32 protein-coding genes are annotated in these 16,220 nt (G+C 63.9%); 18 read left to right on the top strand and 14 right to left on the bottom strand.

Translation table 11 applies throughout. From position 1 onward, the window contains the following. Positions 1–73: 73 nt before the first annotated feature. The 5 genes from ACJ0G7_RS10035 to ACJ0G7_RS10015 are packed head-to-tail and all read left to right on the top strand — an operon-like array spanning position 74 to position 4,808. The gene (locus ACJ0G7_RS10035; protein WP_407395992.1) at positions 74–1,393 is read left to right on the top strand and encodes a lysophospholipid acyltransferase family protein; all 1,320 of its coding nucleotides are present in this window, start codon (positions 74–76) and stop codon (positions 1,391–1,393) included. 12 nt (positions 1,394–1,405) lie between these two features. Further along, complete coding sequence (locus ACJ0G7_RS10030) at positions 1,406–1,906, top strand: NfeD family protein (protein ID WP_407395991.1); 501 nt, start codon at positions 1,406–1,408, stop codon at positions 1,904–1,906. Between the two features lie 50 nt (positions 1,907–1,956). Next, positions 1,957–3,300, top strand: coding sequence for a flotillin family protein (locus tag ACJ0G7_RS10025; RefSeq protein WP_407395990.1), 1,344 nt, complete (start codon positions 1,957–1,959; stop codon positions 3,298–3,300). Continuing rightward, positions 3,300–4,526: a flotillin family protein gene (locus ACJ0G7_RS10020; protein ID WP_043690922.1), complete on the top strand. Its 1,227-nt coding sequence runs from the start codon at positions 3,300–3,302 to the stop codon at positions 4,524–4,526. The genes ACJ0G7_RS10025 and ACJ0G7_RS10020 overlap by 1 nt, the downstream gene beginning before the upstream one ends. A gap of 30 nt (positions 4,527–4,556) precedes the next feature. After that, positions 4,557–4,808 (top strand): hypothetical protein, encoded by a 252-nt coding sequence (locus ACJ0G7_RS10015; RefSeq protein WP_043690920.1) that lies wholly within the window; start codon positions 4,557–4,559, stop codon positions 4,806–4,808. On the opposite strand, the gene ACJ0G7_RS10010 is transcribed toward ACJ0G7_RS10015, so the two are convergent. Further along, positions 4,809–5,564, bottom strand: a complete 756-nt coding sequence (locus ACJ0G7_RS10010) for a metal ABC transporter ATP-binding protein (RefSeq protein WP_043690918.1) — start codon at positions 5,562–5,564, stop codon at positions 4,809–4,811. Then, a complete protein-coding gene (locus tag ACJ0G7_RS10005) occupies positions 5,564–6,439 on the bottom strand; it encodes a metal ABC transporter substrate-binding protein (protein WP_084188073.1) in 876 nt (291 codons plus the stop codon). The genes ACJ0G7_RS10010 and ACJ0G7_RS10005 overlap by 1 nt, the downstream gene beginning before the upstream one ends. A gap of 198 nt (positions 6,440–6,637) precedes the next feature. Here ACJ0G7_RS10005 and ACJ0G7_RS10000 point away from each other — a divergent pair, with 198 nt between their 5' ends. Continuing rightward, complete coding sequence (locus tag ACJ0G7_RS10000) at positions 6,638–7,018, top strand: DUF6447 family protein (RefSeq protein ID WP_407395988.1); 381 nt, start codon at positions 6,638–6,640, stop codon at positions 7,016–7,018. Positions 7,019–7,024: 6 nt separating this feature from the next. Further along, positions 7,025–7,678, top strand: a complete 654-nt coding sequence (gene nth / locus ACJ0G7_RS09995) for an endonuclease III (protein WP_407395986.1) — start codon at positions 7,025–7,027, stop codon at positions 7,676–7,678. On the opposite strand, the gene ACJ0G7_RS09990 is transcribed toward nth, so the two are convergent. Together ACJ0G7_RS09990 and ACJ0G7_RS09985 are read right to left on the bottom strand one after the other, a co-directional pair. Further along, a complete protein-coding gene (locus ACJ0G7_RS09990) occupies positions 7,679–7,963 on the bottom strand; it encodes a 2Fe-2S iron-sulfur cluster-binding protein (protein WP_043690908.1) in 285 nt (94 codons plus the stop codon). Positions 7,964–8,006: 43 nt separating this feature from the next. Further along, on the bottom strand, positions 8,007–8,603 hold the full coding sequence (locus ACJ0G7_RS09985) for a nucleoside kinase (RefSeq protein ID WP_043696428.1): 597 nt from the start codon (positions 8,601–8,603) through the stop codon (positions 8,007–8,009). A gap of 153 nt (positions 8,604–8,756) precedes the next feature. Between ACJ0G7_RS09985 and ACJ0G7_RS09980 the strand changes: the two genes are divergently transcribed. Next, positions 8,757–9,002 (top strand): hypothetical protein, encoded by a 246-nt coding sequence (locus ACJ0G7_RS09980; RefSeq protein WP_407395985.1) that lies wholly within the window; start codon positions 8,757–8,759, stop codon positions 9,000–9,002. Here ACJ0G7_RS09980 and ACJ0G7_RS09975 read toward each other — a convergent pair. Beyond that, positions 8,996–9,703: a response regulator transcription factor gene (locus ACJ0G7_RS09975; RefSeq protein WP_043690902.1), complete on the bottom strand. Its 708-nt coding sequence runs from the start codon at positions 9,701–9,703 to the stop codon at positions 8,996–8,998. The genes ACJ0G7_RS09980 and ACJ0G7_RS09975 overlap by 7 nt on opposite strands. 26 nt (positions 9,704–9,729) lie before the next feature. After that, entirely contained in the window at positions 9,730–9,909 is a 180-nt protein-coding gene (locus ACJ0G7_RS09970) for a hypothetical protein (protein WP_043690899.1), read from the bottom strand. A gap of 68 nt (positions 9,910–9,977) precedes the next feature. On the opposite strand from ACJ0G7_RS09970, the gene ACJ0G7_RS09965 reads away from it, so the two are divergent. Then, positions 9,978–10,118 (top strand): hypothetical protein, encoded by a 141-nt coding sequence (locus ACJ0G7_RS09965; protein ID WP_156957070.1) that lies wholly within the window; start codon positions 9,978–9,980, stop codon positions 10,116–10,118. 45 nt (positions 10,119–10,163) lie between these two features. Here the strand turns inward: ACJ0G7_RS09965 and ACJ0G7_RS09960 are convergent, their stop codons facing one another. Continuing rightward, entirely contained in the window at positions 10,164–10,310 is a 147-nt protein-coding gene (locus ACJ0G7_RS09960) for a hypothetical protein (protein ID WP_156957069.1), read from the bottom strand. Between the two features lie 244 nt (positions 10,311–10,554). Between ACJ0G7_RS09960 and ACJ0G7_RS09955 the strand changes: the two genes are divergently transcribed. Further along, positions 10,555–10,758, top strand: a complete 204-nt coding sequence (locus ACJ0G7_RS09955; protein ID WP_043690896.1) for a hypothetical protein — start codon at positions 10,555–10,557, stop codon at positions 10,756–10,758. Between the two features lie 87 nt (positions 10,759–10,845). Further along, the gene (locus ACJ0G7_RS09950; protein WP_173402112.1) at positions 10,846–11,013 is read left to right on the top strand and encodes a hypothetical protein; all 168 of its coding nucleotides are present in this window, start codon (positions 10,846–10,848) and stop codon (positions 11,011–11,013) included. A 16-nt stretch (positions 11,014–11,029) separates the two neighbouring features. Here the strand turns inward: ACJ0G7_RS09950 and ACJ0G7_RS09945 are convergent, their stop codons facing one another. After that, positions 11,030–11,242: a hypothetical protein gene (locus ACJ0G7_RS09945; protein ID WP_407395983.1), complete on the bottom strand. Its 213-nt coding sequence runs from the start codon at positions 11,240–11,242 to the stop codon at positions 11,030–11,032. 102 nt (positions 11,243–11,344) lie between these two features. Here ACJ0G7_RS09945 and ACJ0G7_RS09940 point away from each other — a divergent pair, with 102 nt between their 5' ends. The 3 genes from ACJ0G7_RS09940 to ACJ0G7_RS09930 all read left to right on the top strand — a co-directional run bounded on the left by ACJ0G7_RS09940 (position 11,345) and on the right by ACJ0G7_RS09930 (position 12,337). Then, positions 11,345–11,518: a hypothetical protein gene (locus tag ACJ0G7_RS09940; RefSeq protein WP_156957068.1), complete on the top strand. Its 174-nt coding sequence runs from the start codon at positions 11,345–11,347 to the stop codon at positions 11,516–11,518. Next, positions 11,515–11,862, top strand: coding sequence for a ribbon-helix-helix protein, CopG family (locus tag ACJ0G7_RS09935; protein WP_407395982.1), 348 nt, complete (start codon positions 11,515–11,517; stop codon positions 11,860–11,862). Before ACJ0G7_RS09940 ends, ACJ0G7_RS09935 begins: the two co-directional genes overlap by 4 nt. A 346-nt stretch (positions 11,863–12,208) precedes the next feature. Continuing rightward, positions 12,209–12,337 carry a hypothetical protein gene (locus tag ACJ0G7_RS09930; protein ID WP_256381026.1) on the top strand — a complete coding sequence of 43 codons (129 nt, stop codon included), beginning with the start codon at positions 12,209–12,211 and terminating at the stop codon, positions 12,335–12,337. 60 nt (positions 12,338–12,397) lie between these two features. On the opposite strand, the gene ACJ0G7_RS09925 is transcribed toward ACJ0G7_RS09930, so the two are convergent. Next, positions 12,398–12,589 (bottom strand): hypothetical protein, encoded by a 192-nt coding sequence (locus tag ACJ0G7_RS09925; protein WP_043690890.1) that lies wholly within the window; start codon positions 12,587–12,589, stop codon positions 12,398–12,400. Between the two features lie 27 nt (positions 12,590–12,616). Next, the gene (locus ACJ0G7_RS09920; protein ID WP_407395981.1) at positions 12,617–12,985 is read right to left on the bottom strand and encodes a hypothetical protein; all 369 of its coding nucleotides are present in this window, start codon (positions 12,983–12,985) and stop codon (positions 12,617–12,619) included. A 14-nt stretch (positions 12,986–12,999) separates the two neighbouring features. Here ACJ0G7_RS09920 and ACJ0G7_RS09915 point away from each other — a divergent pair, with 14 nt between their 5' ends. Both ACJ0G7_RS09915 and ACJ0G7_RS09910 read left to right on the top strand, forming a co-directional pair. Then, positions 13,000–13,386, top strand: coding sequence for a hypothetical protein (locus tag ACJ0G7_RS09915; RefSeq protein WP_407395980.1), 387 nt, complete (start codon positions 13,000–13,002; stop codon positions 13,384–13,386). Between the two features lie 168 nt (positions 13,387–13,554). Beyond that, positions 13,555–13,752: a hypothetical protein gene (locus ACJ0G7_RS09910; RefSeq protein ID WP_156957067.1), complete on the top strand. Its 198-nt coding sequence runs from the start codon at positions 13,555–13,557 to the stop codon at positions 13,750–13,752. 3 nt (positions 13,753–13,755) lie between these two features. Here ACJ0G7_RS09910 and ACJ0G7_RS09905 read toward each other — a convergent pair whose 3' ends face one another. Further along, positions 13,756–14,028 (bottom strand): hypothetical protein, encoded by a 273-nt coding sequence (locus ACJ0G7_RS09905; RefSeq protein ID WP_043690881.1) that lies wholly within the window; start codon positions 14,026–14,028, stop codon positions 13,756–13,758. 328 nt (positions 14,029–14,356) lie between these two features. On the opposite strand from ACJ0G7_RS09905, the gene ACJ0G7_RS09900 reads away from it, so the two are divergent. Then, positions 14,357–14,497, top strand: coding sequence for a hypothetical protein (locus tag ACJ0G7_RS09900; RefSeq protein WP_156957066.1), 141 nt, complete (start codon positions 14,357–14,359; stop codon positions 14,495–14,497). A gap of 39 nt (positions 14,498–14,536) precedes the next feature. Here the strand turns inward: ACJ0G7_RS09900 and ACJ0G7_RS09895 are convergent, their stop codons facing one another. Next, on the bottom strand, positions 14,537–14,758 hold the full coding sequence (locus tag ACJ0G7_RS09895) for a hypothetical protein (RefSeq protein WP_043690876.1): 222 nt from the start codon (positions 14,756–14,758) through the stop codon (positions 14,537–14,539). A 216-nt stretch (positions 14,759–14,974) separates the two neighbouring features. Between ACJ0G7_RS09895 and ACJ0G7_RS09890 the strand changes: the two genes are divergently transcribed. Continuing rightward, the gene (locus tag ACJ0G7_RS09890) at positions 14,975–15,154 is read left to right on the top strand and encodes a hypothetical protein (RefSeq protein WP_156957065.1); all 180 of its coding nucleotides are present in this window, start codon (positions 14,975–14,977) and stop codon (positions 15,152–15,154) included. Here ACJ0G7_RS09890 and ACJ0G7_RS09885 read toward each other — a convergent pair whose 3' ends face one another. Next, complete coding sequence (locus ACJ0G7_RS09885) at positions 15,155–15,322, bottom strand: hypothetical protein (protein WP_407395978.1); 168 nt, start codon at positions 15,320–15,322, stop codon at positions 15,155–15,157. It abuts the gene before it with no gap. A 15-nt stretch (positions 15,323–15,337) separates the two neighbouring features. Further along, a complete protein-coding gene (locus tag ACJ0G7_RS09880; RefSeq protein WP_407395977.1) occupies positions 15,338–16,201 on the bottom strand; it encodes an SDR family oxidoreductase in 864 nt (287 codons plus the stop codon). Positions 16,202–16,220: the final 19 nt, after the last annotated feature.

The raw sequence follows: 16,220 nt of genomic DNA, 5'->3' as shown, positions 1-16,220 counted from the left end.
GGTGCGGGTCCGTCCCGGGGAGGGACCTGATTCCCCAGCAGCCGATCAGGCTCGGGTGGTCTGCCTCTGACGCGTGCCGCACGCTTCGATCCAGTCCGCCAGACCAGCCCTGAGGCGTCTGCCGACCCGGGCAAGCCGCACGGTGCAGGGCGTGTTGCGTCGTCTGCTGCCTTGGGTGTTCGCCAGTCAGCGGCTGCAACTGGACCATGGCAATGCCGACGAGGGGCTGGCGCGGGAATTCGCCGCCCAGCAGCAGGGGGAGCGAACCCTTCTGCTCGCCTTCCGGCATCCCAGCCCGCGGGATCCGCTGGTGCTGGCGGATCTGTTCTGGACGCGGGTGCCTGAGGCTGCGCGCCGGCTTGGACTGACACTGCCGCGCCCGATCGAACTGCGGTTCCTCTACGACCGCGGCATCCCGCTCTGGGCCGGACCGTTGATCGGTTGGCTGCTGCAGCGGTGCGGCGGCATCGCAATCCACCGGGGACGGCTCGACCGACCTGCACTGAAACAGGCCCGCGATGCTCTGGCCCAGGGTCGCCACGCCCTGGTGGTGGCCCCTGAAGGAGCGACCAACAACCTCTCCGGCGAGATGGCTCCCCTCGAACCGGGGGTGGCCCAGCTGGCCTTCTGGGCAGCGGAAGACATGGATGAAGCGGACGATCCCCGTCCGCTTCATGTGATTCCTGTCGGCATCCGCTACAGCTGGCGTCGACCGGACTGGGCGGCTCTGGAAGCGCGGCTGACCGCACTCGAGCAGCACCTCGGGCTGAGCCCGGAGGATCAGGGGAACCGCCGGGAACGGCTTCTGCGCATCGGCGCGGAGCTGATCGAGGCCCTCGAACAGCTGGAACGGCTGCATCCGGAGCCGGATCAACCGTTGACCCAGCGGATCGAGGCCTACCGACTGCATGGACTTCGCAAGGCTGAAAGCCATTTCGGACTGCGGGCCAGCGGCACATTGCAGGAGCGCTGCCGCCGCATCGAACAGGCGGCCTGGGACCGCATCTACCGCGAGAACCTCGATCAGCTGCCACCGCTCGAGCGCAGCCTGGCGGACTGGGAGGCGCGAGAAGCGGATCAGCAGCTGACGCGCATGCGCCTGGTGGAGCACTTCACCAGCGTCAGCGGTCACTACGTGAGCGATCAACCGGACTTCGACCGCTTCGCCGAGATGGTGCTGCTGGTGGAGGAGGCGATCGGATGGATCGAGGCCAGCCCCTGGAACGGCAAGCCTTCCCTCGGTCCGCAGCGGGTCGAACTGAGTCTCGGGGAGGCGCTCGCCGTGCAACCACGGGTGGCCGACTACCGCAGCAACCGCCGCCGGGCCGTGCAGCAGCTCACCAACGATCTCGAGCAGGCACTCACGGAGCTGATGCGAGCCAGACTGGAGTGAGCACCGCCAACCATGCTGCTCACCTACCTGTTCTGCCTGCTTGCCGGGGGTGTGCTCATCGCCCTGTCTCTGGAGGGCGACAGCGGGGCCGACGCCGATGGAGCGGGCGGCAATCTCAGCCTGCTGTTCAGCACCCCGTTCTGGTCCTTCGGCCTGTGCGGGTTCGGTCTGTGCGGTCTGCTGCTCAGCCTGCTGACCCGCAGCGGCACCGTTCTGCCGACGGTGGTCGTGGCTCTTGGGATGGGAGTGGCCATGGGACTGGCCGCAGCACGGCTGCTGGGCCTGATGGGCCGGCGGGACGTCGACAGCCTGGTGCGCAGCGCTGATCTGATCGGGCGGGAGGGCATCGTCACCCTGGCGATCGAAGCGGAGAGCCGCGGCTTCGTGGAGCTGACGGCCCGCGGCAGCCTGATCCGCCGACCGGCCGTCAGCAACGGGGGAAGCTTGCCTCAGGGCACCACGGTGGTGGTGGTGGCCAGTGACGGGCACACCCTGCGGGTGGATCGCATTTGATGGCGGATCGACAGGATCGGCGCTAGGGAAGACATCTCCTGCCGAATCGAATGAAAGGGCCACCACTTCAGAAGCAGCCCCTGCTGCAGGTGCAACCGGCATCCCCGCCGATGTGGAGCAACGGGCGCAGTGACAACTCCGTTGTGCTGGGCGCTGTCGGCGGTGTCTTCATCGGCCTGATCGCCCTGACTCTGATCAGCCGCTGGATGATCCGCATCTGCCGACCCAACGAGATGCTCGTGGTGACCGGTTCCAACTCGGACCAGGGCAGCCAGGGCATGAAGGGATACCGGGTGGTGGCCAACGGTGGCTGGACCTTCGTCAAGCCGATTCTCGAAACCGCCCGCCGTGTCGACGTCACGCTGCTGCCGGTGGTGGTGGAGGTGCGCAACGCCTATTCCCACGGCGGAACCCCGCTGAACATCCAGGCCATCGCCAACGTCAAGGTGAGCACCGATCCGGAGGTGCGCAACAACGCCATCGAGCGCTTCCTCGGTCATGACCCCTCGGAGATCGTGCAGGTGGCCAAGGAGAACCTCGAGGGCAATCTGCGCAGTGTGCTGGCCCAGCTCACCCCCGAACAGGTCAACGAAGACCGGCTCCGCTTCGCCGAGCAGATCGCCGAGGATGTCGGTCAGGACATGCGTCGACTGGGGCTGCAGCTGGACACGCTCAAGATCCAGAGCGTCTTCGATGACGTGGACTACCTGAATTCGATCAGCCGACGCCGCGTCGCCCAGATCGTCCGCGATGCGGAGATCGCCGAAGCGGAGGCGATCGGTCAGGCCGAGCGGGTGGAAGCGCAGATGGAGGAGGTGGCCGAGGTGATGCGCACCGAGGCGGACACCGTTGTGCTGCAGAAAACCAATGAGGTGCGCACCAAGGTGGCGCAGATGGACAAGCAGGCCCGCTCCGAGGAGGAGCGCACGAAGGCGGCTGAGCAGGAGGCCAGGGCCCGCGCCGAGCAGCAGCTGCAGAGGGTGCGTGCGGAGCTGGAGCGCCTGCGGCTGAAGGCGGAGGAGGTGCTGCCGGCCCAGGCCAGTCAGAAGGCCAAGGAACTGCGGGCCCGGGGCCAGGCGGCGGCCACGGCGGAGGACGTCAAGGCCAGCGCTCTGGTCAATGACCTGCTCACCCAGGTGTGGGAGGAAGCGGGCAGCACCGCGGAGCTGGTGTTTCTGCTGCAGCAGATCGAGATGGTGCTCTCCCAGGCCACGCGTCTGCCGGCCCGCCTGAAACTTCAGCGGGTCACCGCTCTGGATGGCAACGGCGCCCAGTCCCTCGCCAGTCTTGTGGCCCTCAACCACGTGGTGGTGCGCCAGTTCTTCGAGCAGGTGAACGAGATTCTCGGCATCGATCTGCTCGGCACCCTGACCAACTCCCAGGAGAATCACTGATGTTCATCGCACTCGGTCTCACCGGCGCCGCCGGCATCTGGGCGTTCGTCGTGCTGCTGCGTCAGCTGTACTACATCTGCCAGCCCAGTGAAGTGCTGATCTTCGCTGGCCTGCGGCGGACCACCGGCAGCGGTCAGCCGGTGGGGTATCGCACCGTGCGAGGCGGCAGCGCCCTGCGCATCCCCCTGCTTGAGGAGGTGATGCGCCTTGACCTCAGCAACATGATCATCGACCTGAGGGTGGAGAACGCCTACTCCCGGGGCGGGATTCCCCTGAACGTCTCCGGCGTCGCGAACATCAAGATCTCCGGTGATGAGCCGGGCATCCACAACGCGATCGAACGCCTGATCGGCAAATCACAGGACGAGATCCGACACATCGCCAAGGAGACGCTGGAGGGCAATCTGCGCGGTGTGATGGCCAGCCTCACCCCCGAGCAGCTCAACGAGGACAAGGTGACCTTCGCCCGCACCCTGCTGGAGGAGGCGGAGGACGATCTGCAGAAACTCGGACTGGTGCTGGACACCCTGCAGATCCAGAACATCTCCGATGACGTTCGCTATCTCGATTCGATCGGTCGCAAGCAGCTGGTGGAGCTGAAGCGGGACTCGCGCATCGCCGAAGCGGAGGCCAGCTCCCAGTCAGCGGTGAAGAAGGCCGAGAACGAGCGGATCACCGCGCTGCGGCGACTGGACAAGGAGCTGGCCGTGGCGACGGCGGAGGCGGAGAAACGCATGCAGGATGCCCTCACCGGCCGTGATGCGTTGGTGGCGGAGGTGGAAGCGATGGTCGGAGCCGAGCTGGCCCGGGCCCAGGCCGAAGTGCCTGTGCAGGAGGAACGCATCAAGCAGGTGATGCAACAGCTCGAAGCCGATGTGATCGCACCGGCGGAATCCGAATCGCTGACGATGATCGCCGATGCCAAGGGTGAGGCCGCCACGATCGTGGAACAGGGTCGTTCCCAGGCCGAGGGTCTCCGGGAACTGGTGGAGTCGCTCCGACGCTCCGGCGACGACGCCAAACGGTTGTTCCTGTTGCAAAAGCTGGAGCCGTTGCTCACCATGCTGAGCGACACGGTTCAGCCGGTCGAGGTTGAAGAAGTGACCCTGATCGGCGAGCGCGAGGGGCAGGTCAACCTGTCCCTGGCCACCCTGCTCAAGCAGCTGCAGGACAGCACGGGAATCCGGCTGCTGCAGAACGACTCCGAGCCCTCCAACGGCTCCTGATCCCCTTCCACGATCTCCACCCTCCCCGCCATGTCCCGCGCCACCCGACTGATCCGTCGTCTCGACAAGGTTCTGAACCGCCATGACAGCTTCGGCGACAACCCGGATGGGTTCGTCGATGCCGTGTTCGACGAACTCGAACGCGAGCTGGAGGCGGTTCAGCAGAAATCCAAACCCGAGCACTGGGCCGAGATCTATGTGGAGCGGGACCGGGCCCGCATCAAACAGGCCGTGCTGAACCGGGTGATGGAACGCGGTTCGACAACCGCTGACCAGGCGTGATCAGTGCGGGGCTTCAGGGGTGCTGTTGCCGGTGAGCAGATCCGGCGGCAGCCCCCCGAAGGTCATCGCCAGATTCTCAGGAGTGAACACTTCAGAGGTCTCTCCGTAGGCGAGCACGGTCTTGTTGATCAGCACCACCAGATCGCAGAAGTCGCGCACATGGCTGAGGTCGTGGGTGGAGATCAGGATCGTGCGACCTTCCTCGCGGAACTGCAGAAACAGCTGAGCCATGAGCTGTTCGGTGCGCACGTCCACGCCATTGAACGGCTCATCCAGCAGCAGCACATCAGCCCGCTGAGCGATGGCCCGGGCCAGGAAGGTGCGCTTGCGCTGGCCGCCTGAGAGCGCAGCGATCGGCCGGTTGCGCAGCTCGAGCAGGTCGACCCGCTGCAGTGCATCGCCCACGGCGACACGATCGCTGCTGCGGGGGATCCGCAGCGGATTCATGGAGCCGTAACGGCCCATCATCACCACATCCCACACAGAGACTGGGAACTGACAGTCGACGCCCTCGCTCTGAGGGACGTAGGCCACCGCCTGCTGCCGCTGGGCCTCCCGCACACTGCGGCCGTTGATGCGGATGTGGCCACGGGATGGCCGCACGAAGCCCGTCAGCGCCTTGAACAGGGTGGACTTGCCGGCACCGTTCATGCCCACGAGCCCGCAGATGCAACCCTCAGGCAGATGCAGGCTGGCGTCGTACAACGCAACCGTGCCGTTGTAATCGACGCAGAGCTGCTCCGCCTCGATGCGCATCACCCCTTGCCTCCGGCCAGACCGTCGCGGATCAGCTTCACATTGTGCCGCTGCAGGTCCAGCAGGGTGGATGCCGGGCCATCCGCTGAAGACAGGGAATCGACGTAGAAGGTTCCCCCGAAGCGGGCACCGGTGGCTTCTGCCACCTGACGCTGAGCCGCATCGCTCACGGTGCTCTCACAGAACACCGCCGGCACCTGCCGTTCCCGCACCAGGTCGATCAACCGGGCCATCCGCCTCGGGGTGATCTCACTTTCGGCGTTGACCGGCCACAGATAGGCCTCGCGAAGGCCGTAATCATCCGCGAGGTAAGAGAAGGCCCCCTCGCAGCTCACCAGCACGCGCCGCTGCTCAGGAATCCCCGCCAGCGTGCGGCGCAGCTCGTCGTCGAGAGTCTTGAGACGATCCTTGTAGAGGCGGCCGTTGGCGGCGAAGACATCCGCACCAGCGGGATCCAGACGCGTGAAGGCCTGCACCAGACGATCCACATAGGCCATGGTCCGTTTCGGCGACATCCAGGCATGGGGATTGGGCTTGCCGGCGTAGGCGTCCTCTCCGATCAGGAGCGGCTGCATTCCCTCCGTCAGCGTGAGCGTGGGAATGTCGCCGGCCGCGGCGGTGAAGCGCCGGGCCCAGAGCTCCAGACCAAATCCGTTCTCGATGATCAGGGACGCTCCCGCGGCCTGCTCGATGTCGCTGGGGGTGGGCTGATAGCCGTGGATCTCCGCCCCGGGCTTGACGATCGAGCGCACCTGAAGACGCTCGCCGGCCACATTGGCGGCCAGATCCGCCAGCACGGTGAAGGTGGTGAGCACCGTCGGACGGCGATCCGCGACCTGCTGCACCGGCTCCCGGCCGCAGCCGAGGGTCAGCATGGTCAGCGAGACAAGAAGACAGGAGGCAGAGCGAATCCGCCGCCGCAGGCGCACCGTCAAGATCGAACAGGATCTGACTCACTGTTGCGGAACAGGCAACTTTGCACGATATCGTTACGATATTAACCACATATCTAAACAATATCCCACGCCCAGAAATCGATGGGAGAATGAGTTCGAGGATCAGCGGCTCCCGACATGACGCGTTCAGGCCCCTCTCCGCTGCCCCCGCTGCTTCAGATCGACGGCAACCGCTACAGCCGGGACAGTCTGCCCAGGGACGTGCAGGATCTGGTTCTGCAGCTGCAACGGGCTGACGCCGTGCTCGCGCACTGGCGCCGGGATGTGCTGGTGCTGAAAACGGCCCGCACCGATCTTCAACGGCGACTGGGCGCCGGACTGGCAGGGCTGCCCAGCCAGGCAGAGGCCACCACACCCACACCCACACCATCGCCGGAGCCATCGCCCGAGCCGGAGCCCGCCAGCGAAACGCCGGCAGCCCGGGCGGGGGCGGTGCGACGCGCCAAGGACCGGGTGAAGGGACTGTTCCGCCGCTTCGGCGGTGGGCGAGAGGACTGATCGATCGTGCGCAAGAAGGAGCGAGCCGAACGGGTGATGCAACGCCTCGAGGAGCACTACCCCGAAACACCGATCCCCCTGGACCACAGCGATCCGTTCACGCTTCTGATCGCCGTGCTGCTCAGCGCTCAGTGCACGGACAAGAAGGTGAACGAGGTGACACCGGCGCTGTTCGCCGCAGGACCGACTCCTGCGGCGATGGCAGAGCTGGATGAGGGGGAGATCCTCGGCTTCATCCGCCAGCTCGGACTGGCGAAGACCAAGGCGAAGAACGTGCGCCGGCTGGCCCAGCTGCTGCTGGAGCGCCATGACGGCGCCGTGCCGCAGAGTTTCGAGGAGCTGGAGGCTCTGCCCGGGGTGGGGCACAAGACCGCCAGCGTCGTCATGTCCCAGGCCTTCGGCGTGCCCGCTTTCCCGGTGGACACCCATATCCATCGCCTGGCTCAGCGATGGGGGTTGAGCAACGGGGAGAACGTGGCGCGCACCGAACGGGACCTCAAGGCCCTGTTTCCGGAGAGGGCCTGGAACAGGCTCCACCTCCAGATCATTTTCTACGGGCGCGAATTCTGCACGGCACGCGGATGCGACGGACGGGTCTGCCCCCTCTGCAGGGAGCTGTATCCCGACCGCCGCAAACCGGTGATCACGCGAAAGGCGTGATCAGTTCAGGTCGTCTTCGGCGTTGGCCTTGATGGCGCAGTCCGCTGTGGGATAGCTGACGCAGAGCAGTGCGAACCCCTGGCCGATCTGATCGTCATCCAGGAAGCTCTGGTCGGTCTGATCCACGGATCCGCTGATCAGCTTTCCGGCGCAGGTGGAACAGGCTCCGGCTCGGCATGAGTAGGGAAGATCCACACCGGCCTCCTCGGCCGCATCGAGGATGTAGACGTCGTCAGCACAGTCGAAGCTGGCACCGCCTTCGATGCTGATCTTGTACGTGGCCATGGAACGAGGAGATCTGCCTGGTTGTTAGCCAGACCTCGGCGGATCAGCTGTCGCCGATCAGACGACCGACGGCCGTGATGCCGTGCTGCGGATCCCGGACCACCAGATCGGCATGCTCCCGCAGCGGGCGGATGAAACGGCGCTCTCCGGGCAGCATCTCCCGCAGCATCTGACGGATCACGTAACGGGGTGAGCGGTGGCGTTGGCGCACATCACGGCTCAGACGGCGGACCAGTCGGACGGGCAGCGACTCCTCGAGATAGATCAGTCCATCGAAGGGAAAACCCTGGATCAGATCCTGGGGGCCGTAGGACCCTTCCAGCACCACAAGGTCGTAGGCAGCGTCGATGACGCGACGCCCGACCGTGCGGGAACGCATGTCGTAGAGGCGAAGGCTGGCGGCCCGGCCGGATCGCGCCGCTTCGAGGTCCGAGCGCAGGGCGTCCGTATCGATGGCCTCGACCGTGTCGTAACCGAACAGCGGATGCGGGGTCCAGTCGCTGCGGTAGTAGTCGTCGCAGGCGACGGTGAGCGGAGACCGGCCGCGACCACGGAAATGGTCAACCAGTGCAGCGGCAAAGGTGGTTTTCCCGGCGGCGGAGGGGCCGCAGATGCAGAGAACGGGAATCGCGGGGTCCATGGCGCCATGCTGGCAGCCGGATCCGGACGGCAAAAAAGTAGCTGTTGCTACAGAAATGTTCTATGATCAGAGCACGTTGAGCCCCGTCCATCGGGGCTGCAGTCAGACCCGCGTCAGGCAACGGGGACGCGGGCGCTGTACAAGGAGCCTGTGATGAACACGCTTCAACTGATCAAAACCCGCACCATGCGCCGTCAGGCCGTCGAGCGGGCTCGTCTGCAGATGACGAGGGACTACGCCAACGCCGAACACACCGATACACAGCACACCGCCGTGCGCCGGGACAGCCGCAGGACGCTCTGCTACCGGGGCGTGTCCTATGAGCCGAATCGGGATCAACAGCAGGCAACCGCCGGGCTGGAGCTGCGTTACCGCGGCATCCGTTACGGGGTCTACTGAGCCGAGATCCATCCGTGCAGAAGAGCCTGCACGGCCAGCTGAGTGCGATCACGCACGCCCAGCTTCTGGATCGCCGCACTGATGTGGGATTTGACGGTCTCCGTTGAAATCTGCAGCTGCTCGGCGATCTCGCTGTTGCGGTAGCCACCGGCGATGCAGGACACCACCTCGAGCTCCCGCTCCGAGAGGGTGTCCCTGGCCTCCAGGCGCGAGGGAGGATCGCCGACTGGCCTCAGAGCGGCACGCACCGCTCCCGGATAGAACAACCCGCCTCGGGCCGTCACCTGCAGGGCCTTGACGAAATTGCCGCTGCCGCCGCCGAGGGCCGATATGAACAGCACGCCATCGGCACCGGCCAGCATCGCCTCCTGCACCACCGCCTGCGTTTCGCGGCGCAGAAAGATCAGCAGACGGGTCTGAGGCAGAGCCTGCTTGAGACGCTGCAACAGGCGGATGCCGTAGCCGCGCTCGAGATCCTCGCTGGCCAGAACCAGATCAGGGCGATGCCGCAGCGCGTGCTGCACCCCTTCCTCCTCTGTGGTCACCGCCGCTTTGACGCCCCCGCTGAAGACCTCGGCATCCGCGACGGCACAGAGAGCCAGATGGTCGCCGAAGCAGAGCAGCACCCTCTGGCCGCGAAGCAGGTCGCGGCATTCCGCGGTGACCCTCTGCATCTCCGGCGATCCGACACGTAGATCCACGGGAGAGCCCGATGCTCATTGACGTTCTAGCGGTGGGAGTCGAGCGGAGCATCCGCTTCCTCACCATCGCGACACACAATTCCCTTCACCCGGCCACTGTGCAACCGCCTGGCCATGGCCCAGGCATCCCGCTGGCCATTCGCCAGGATCCTGCGAATGAGCAGATCGCCATTCACCTCCAGAATCAGGTCGTAGACAGGGGGCATGGAGGCAGGTGAGGCTCTCCATCCCTGATTAATTCAGCTTCAGAGGATGCACATCCCCCAAACAGGGGATGACAGGAGAGAGCCAGCGCCGGATCGAGCAACTGAAGAAACGAGGAAAACAGAACCAGCTGGGTGAAGAACAGGAAACGCTTCACGGCTTCGACAACGACGTCTCCTCAACGTATGGAGAGGTCGGCATCCGGTTCTGAAGCCAGGCTGAGACATCCCTGGCAGACCGCTGAACCGGTTCGCGATCAGTCGTCGCTGCCGCCTTTGGGAACGAAAGCCTGCGAGGCAGCCACCAGAAGACCGGTGATCAACAGGGCCGGAAGGATCACGGCAGGACCGCCGGGAGCCGTCTGGGAGGCGAACAACAGCATGAGCCGAACAACGCAGATCACCGATCAGATTGCCAGACATCCCGGGAATCAGGACTGCGCCGCAACGGATCTGCGCACTGAGCAACAGCATCGCCACAGAGCGACGCCGACCCTTGTTAACTTTTCTTCACATACAGGCCCTCAATGACGGATTATTCCATTGCCATCGAAGCTCTGATCGCCGTGAGCCTCGTGCTGACAGGGTTGGTCGCTTACGTGCTGAGGCAACCCTCGGACCTTCCCAGCCTGCGCAAGGAGAACTGAGATGTCGATCGACGCCCGCTGCCGCGAGCAACAGAAGGTGGCAGATCGCATGTTCATGGATTTCAAGTACACACCGGCCGGCTCTCCCGAACAGGTGCGCGCCATCGGCACACTCACTTTTCTGATGAGCATGTGGGCGGATTTCTTTCTGAATTCCGAGGTGAAGCGCATGGATGCTGTGCTGGCTCTCGGCCGCAGCAACTGAATCCATCGGCCCAGCCCCAGCTGGTCCAAATCGGTTGCATTCTGGACTCAATCTGTGACAAGACTGAAAGACGTCACTAATCCACCTGTGGACCAACTGATCATCCATACGGTGCGTGGAAGCACGATCGAATCCCTCGGGGACGGCTGGTACTGGGCCTGCGACGCCGACCACCACTGCTGTCGCGTTGAAGGACTGTGGGAAGCGCAGACGATGGTCCGGGAAGCCGAGGTGCACAACCGCCCGCTGACGTAGGGCCTGGAGTCCGGGTTCAGATCCCGCACCCCCCCTCAAAGGTGTTGTCGTCGGAGTCAGCCCGCAGGCTCTGCAGCCGGTCGAGCAGCTCCTGATCACCGACGATGACGCGGCGGCGTCCGTCCTCACCCATGTAGGTGAGCCGGCCATCCGCGTCGACGACCAGGGCCGTCATCGGCGTCACTGGATCCTCACCGTTCATGCCCGGGCGACAAGCAACGGACTGCACGATGGCAGGCCCCGAGACATCACGGAAACGATTAGGTGTAAGCACGCATGCCGTCTTGCGATGCGCGCGCTCCACTGAAGCCAGATTGCTTCCGCAGGCGCCATGACTTCCTGCCCCTGGCCCAGACGCACCGGCTGGCTGGATCGCCTGCACGACTGGTGGACGCCACCGGAGCGCATCCTGCGGTCTTCAGCACCGGTGGCGGTCGCTGAACAGGATCAGACCCGGCAGGAACTCTGGGAGACCCTGATGCGTGGTGGCATCTGGCTCTCTTGAAGCTGAAACTGCCGAGGCAGCTGCGGCGCGCCCTGAGAGAGAGGGCTGAGCAGACCGGTACCAGCCGGGGCGAGGTGGTGCTGGAAGCCCTGAAGCAACATCTCGAGACCACGCCGCCCATCGCGATGGAGGCACGGCTGCGCTGCGTGGAATCGCAGCTGGCACTGCTGCAGAGCCAGCTGCAGATCGGTGAGGTGGCGGTTGCCGGTCAGCGGGACGCAACGGAGGCCCGAAAGCAGGCTTATCAGCAGTGGTTGCGCCATTTCGAAGCGCATCCTGACGAGATCGAAAGCGGTCGCGACGCCCATGAAATGGCCGCCCTGAAAGCGGCGACGGCAGCCTGATCAGCGAAGCTTTACACAGGTTTTCCACAGGCCCCTCGCGCGGCCTGAATGGGCGCTGACACAGGACAGGAGCAAGGCAACCGAGTGTGTCGAAACCAAGCCGAAAAACTCCGGAATCAGAGCGGATCCGAACTGCGACGAAGCCTCAAAACCCCAATTCCAGTAGGCGTTTTCAGCGAATGGTACCAACCAGTGAAAAGCCAGAATGATCCAGGCAGGATCCAGTCTTCACAACAGACCGTAAGAGGCGGATTGACGAGGACTTTCTGAGATCAACGCGACAAAGGACGCGATCACAGCACACAGTCATGTGGAAAAACTGTTACGACTGAAACCTGATGCTTCTGTGCGTCCTGCCCATGGCGTGTTGCGAGCGTTGCAGCAGCGACGGCAGCCTTCACTACCGGGTGTCGACAACAGCGAGACCGGAGTGGCATTTCGTCTGCCCTGGCTGCTGGCCAACGACGAGCCTTGAGGAGGGATATCGCTACGGAGGAACCCGCAGGCGGACCCGACGCCGGAGACAGCGGCGACCTCAGCAGGCCACGACGGGATAGAGAAACAGCTCGCCCTGAATCACACCGCAGGCTGGCCGACGCGTCTGCCGACGACGCGGGGGATGCACCGTCACAGGGGAGAGCTCTGCGAGAACCTTGCGGGGGCGGATCTGGGATGCACGCATCCATTCCTCGGCACGGAATGTGGCGTAGGGGGAGCTGGGAGCCATGGGAAGCGCTGGACTGATACACCTGTTCTAGTGCGTTTGTACTGGTGCGTCAACGAGGGGCTCACAGGCGTGTTCGATCACGTCACCACGCCGTTCCAGGAACTCCGGAGCTTCGCCGACCGGTTCACGCCACCACCAGCGGCCATCCGTGTAGCTGGGCGGCCCCGCATTGTTGGTGCGCGGAAGCTGAAGGGTCGTTCCACGCCAGGTCAGCAGAATTCCATCCCCCGGCAGGGTGCCATCGCTGGAATTGGGAATGCCACCGGCAAGACCGCGCACATCGACCGCCCCCGCGACACGCTCGAGCTGGAGCCGATCCCCGTCACAGAGCCAGTCGGCGGAGACCGGCAGGGCCCACAGGATCAGCAGCAGGGCCGCAACGAGCAGGTGAAGCACGACAGACTCCGGTGATGCCACTCACCCTCGTCTACGACGGCGGCTGCCTCTTCTGCCGCAGCTTCGCCCTCCGCAGTGAGCTGCTCGGCGGCCTGCCGGACCTGAAGATTCTTGATGGCCGGGCCGATGATGCCCTGCGGCGGACGCTCGAAGCCAGAGGGATGCGTCTGGCGGATGGTGCCGTGCTGATGGAGGGGGAACAGGCCTGGCACGGAAGCGCTGCCATCGCCGAACTGAGCCGACGGATGCAGCCGAGCGATCCGCTGCTGATGGTGCTGCGGGATCTGTTCCGTGATCGCAGCCGCGCCGAAGCGCTGTATCCGGGACTGCTGCTGGCACGCCGACTCGCTCTCGGCCTGCGAGGACTGCCCGTGGACCCGGATCAGCAGCCTCATGGATGACATCTGAGACCAAGCACTGGCACGCGAGGGGCATCCGGGCCTACGGTTGAGCCATCACTTCAGATTTCCTTAAGCATCGACTTCGATCCCTCTGTTCCTGATGCCCTGAGCCATCTGCAGCTCAGCGCCCTGCTCAAAGCAGCTGAGAGGGGTGCTCAGGAGCGTGAGATGGGGGTTGATGAGGATGATCTGCTGAGGGCTGCCCTGTCGGCCTGGGCTGACCAGACCAGGGAACTGCTGCAGTGGCTGGAGCTACAGGGCGATTCGGTGGGCAAAACGCGCACAACGAAGCAGGTGATGGCACTGGGCAGCGTGCGCACCCACATGGTGATGAGCCTGAAGGCTCTCAGGTATTCCGAAAGCTGAGACTCACAGACCGCGATGGCGGTCACAGACCTCTTCCAGAACGGCCAGGAACTGCTCCGGCTCGGGTTGCTGATCGATCGGGAAGCGCATCGCCGTGTTCACCGTGAAACTGATCCAGGCCTCTGCCTCCGGTCCGCCGCCGGCCATGACGATGTCGTAGCAGGCCTGGAAATCAGAATCGGGAGCGAGATCCCGGGCAGCATTGATGGCGTCGTAGAGGCGATCCAGACCGGACACCTGCGGATCAGCGAAAACAGCGCGGATCTGCTCGATCATCCACTCACACCTTCCAACTCCGGCTCTGCTTGTCCGGAGCTCAGGAGCTGGTCTTCAAAATCCTCGAGTGTTGCCTTCATCTCGAGCAACAGAACTGCGAGAGACACACCGAAGTCACGACAGAACGTCTCTGACACTGAAGCCATTCAGACCACACAAGATTTCTAAAAGTTGGGCGGTGCGATCTGTGGATGCTCGCAATCGGTGTTCACAAACCCGGATCGCCGTCCCTGGCTTCAAGCCACAAGTGGAGCAGCCTCTTCGTGCTCAGAAAGCCCCAGCTCGTTCATGCGACGAAGGATGCCATCACAATCCCTGCAGCGGCAGGGTGGCATACCAGCATCCACACGGTGAATCAGAAGTGGAAGGATCTGATCCTCGTCGTCGTAAAAAAGGACCATTCGTGCTGACGCTGTTGGTGACCGTTCTGATGGATGCTGAACAGAAAAAAGGTCACCGACAACACTGAACCGAGCGAGAGTTCGACTCTCCTGACACGGTCAGATTTTCAGGATTCGACAACAACGAGTTGCTGAACATTCAGGCCAGCTGAGCGTGCGTCGGCCATCAGGCTATCGACACAGTCAGACGAGAAACTTGCCTGACCCGCCAGCAGGGTGTCCCATTCAGCGCTGGGGAAATGGGTCTGCAGCCAGAGGGCACCGACCACACTTCCGATGCTGAGACGGTGGAGACCGGCGACATCACAGGGTGTGGTGATCAGATCCAAAACGGATTGAGTTCAGACTGAAACCATGAGAACTCAGGGACGGGCTGTCAACTGTTCCAGTTGCTACAAAAAACCTTTTTCATGCCCCGGGCCTGCCGACTGGCGCCGGAAACACAGCTCTGGTGAGCCGATCACACCTTCACAGAAAAAACTCAGATCCGTCCAAGGACATTCCCTGTGCTGCGCGTTACACCTTGATCAGTGAAGGAATCCGTGATGGCGCGTTTCAACCTGAGCCTGATCACTGACCATCTGCCCCGCATCGGTCGGCGCCGCACAGCGCCGGTGGCCGATCCACGGACCAGCGCACCGGTGAACAAACCACCCCTGGACTACTGGGCGATGGACTGTGCCACCCACCCCTGGAGAAAAGGCTGCAAGGACTTTGACGTCTGATCAGATCAGCAGTCCTCTGGACGGAGCCACCGGCCCTCGCAGCCCTGGCTGCTCAGGTTGCTGCTGGGGCACGACCCGGTAACGGATGCGAACCCTGACCCTGGAACCGCAGGTGACCAGCAACGCAAGGGTCAGGATCACCGCCAGGCCGATCAGGGGTCTGCTCAAAGGACCAACAGCGAACTACAGAGCAGGAACCTGCTCAAGCATCGAGGCGACCCTGGGCGTGAATCCCATCGCCCGGAGCCGGGCATTGCTGACACGGGCATTGAAGACACGGGTGTCCGGACGATCGTGGTTATCCCAGATCACCGGGGGCAGGCCATCCTCATCGCAGAGGGCATTGGAGAGTTCGCGTCGGGTCATCTGCATGTCGTCGACAAGGTTGTAGAGCCCCTGCAGACGACGCTGGAAGGCGAAATCCACACCACGGATGATGTCCATGAGATGCACCCAGGCATTGATGTGATTGCCGTTCTTGGGAACCTGCCGTCCGGAGGCACGACGGATGTAATCCGCGATGTTCTTGCCCGGGCCGTAGATCCCGCCGAGACGCAGAACGCTGGCCTGCACCGAGGAGGAGTTCAACGTGAGAACTGTGGACTCGGCATCCGCCAGCAGGGCGTTGGTGGGGTTGCTGAGATCGGGGGGTGTGAGCTCGTTGACCACCTGTCCAGCTTTGTCGCCGTAGACACCGGCGCTGCTGAGGTAGGTCACATGCAGTGACTGCTTGCCGGAACGCTGCTGGATCGCTTGAACCAGGGCGGGAATCGCCTCGCCGTAGACCGCCTTGTACTGATCTTCCTCGTAGGTCGACGTTGTGGGTGCCATGGCGATCAACAGGCCATCGAGCTGGTCGAGGAAGCTGGTGTCGGCGGATGGATCCCCGGCCTTGAAGATGCGGGGATGGTCGACCACGGCGCAGAGCTCGCCCAGGCGATCAGGGCTTGTGGTGGTGCCGGTGACCTCGATGCCGTTGTTGCGCATGTGCAGAGCGACAGCACTGCCCACATACCCACAACCGATAATTCCGAAACGTCCCGCCATGCCCTGGTCAAACACCTTT

It is taken from the genome of Parasynechococcus sp. (assembly GCF_045559935.1).
GTDB lineage: Bacteria > Cyanobacteriota > Cyanobacteriia > PCC-6307 > Cyanobiaceae > Parasynechococcus.
Note: the sequence above shows the minus strand (reverse complement) of the source record. Positions and strands in the feature narration are given on the sequence as shown.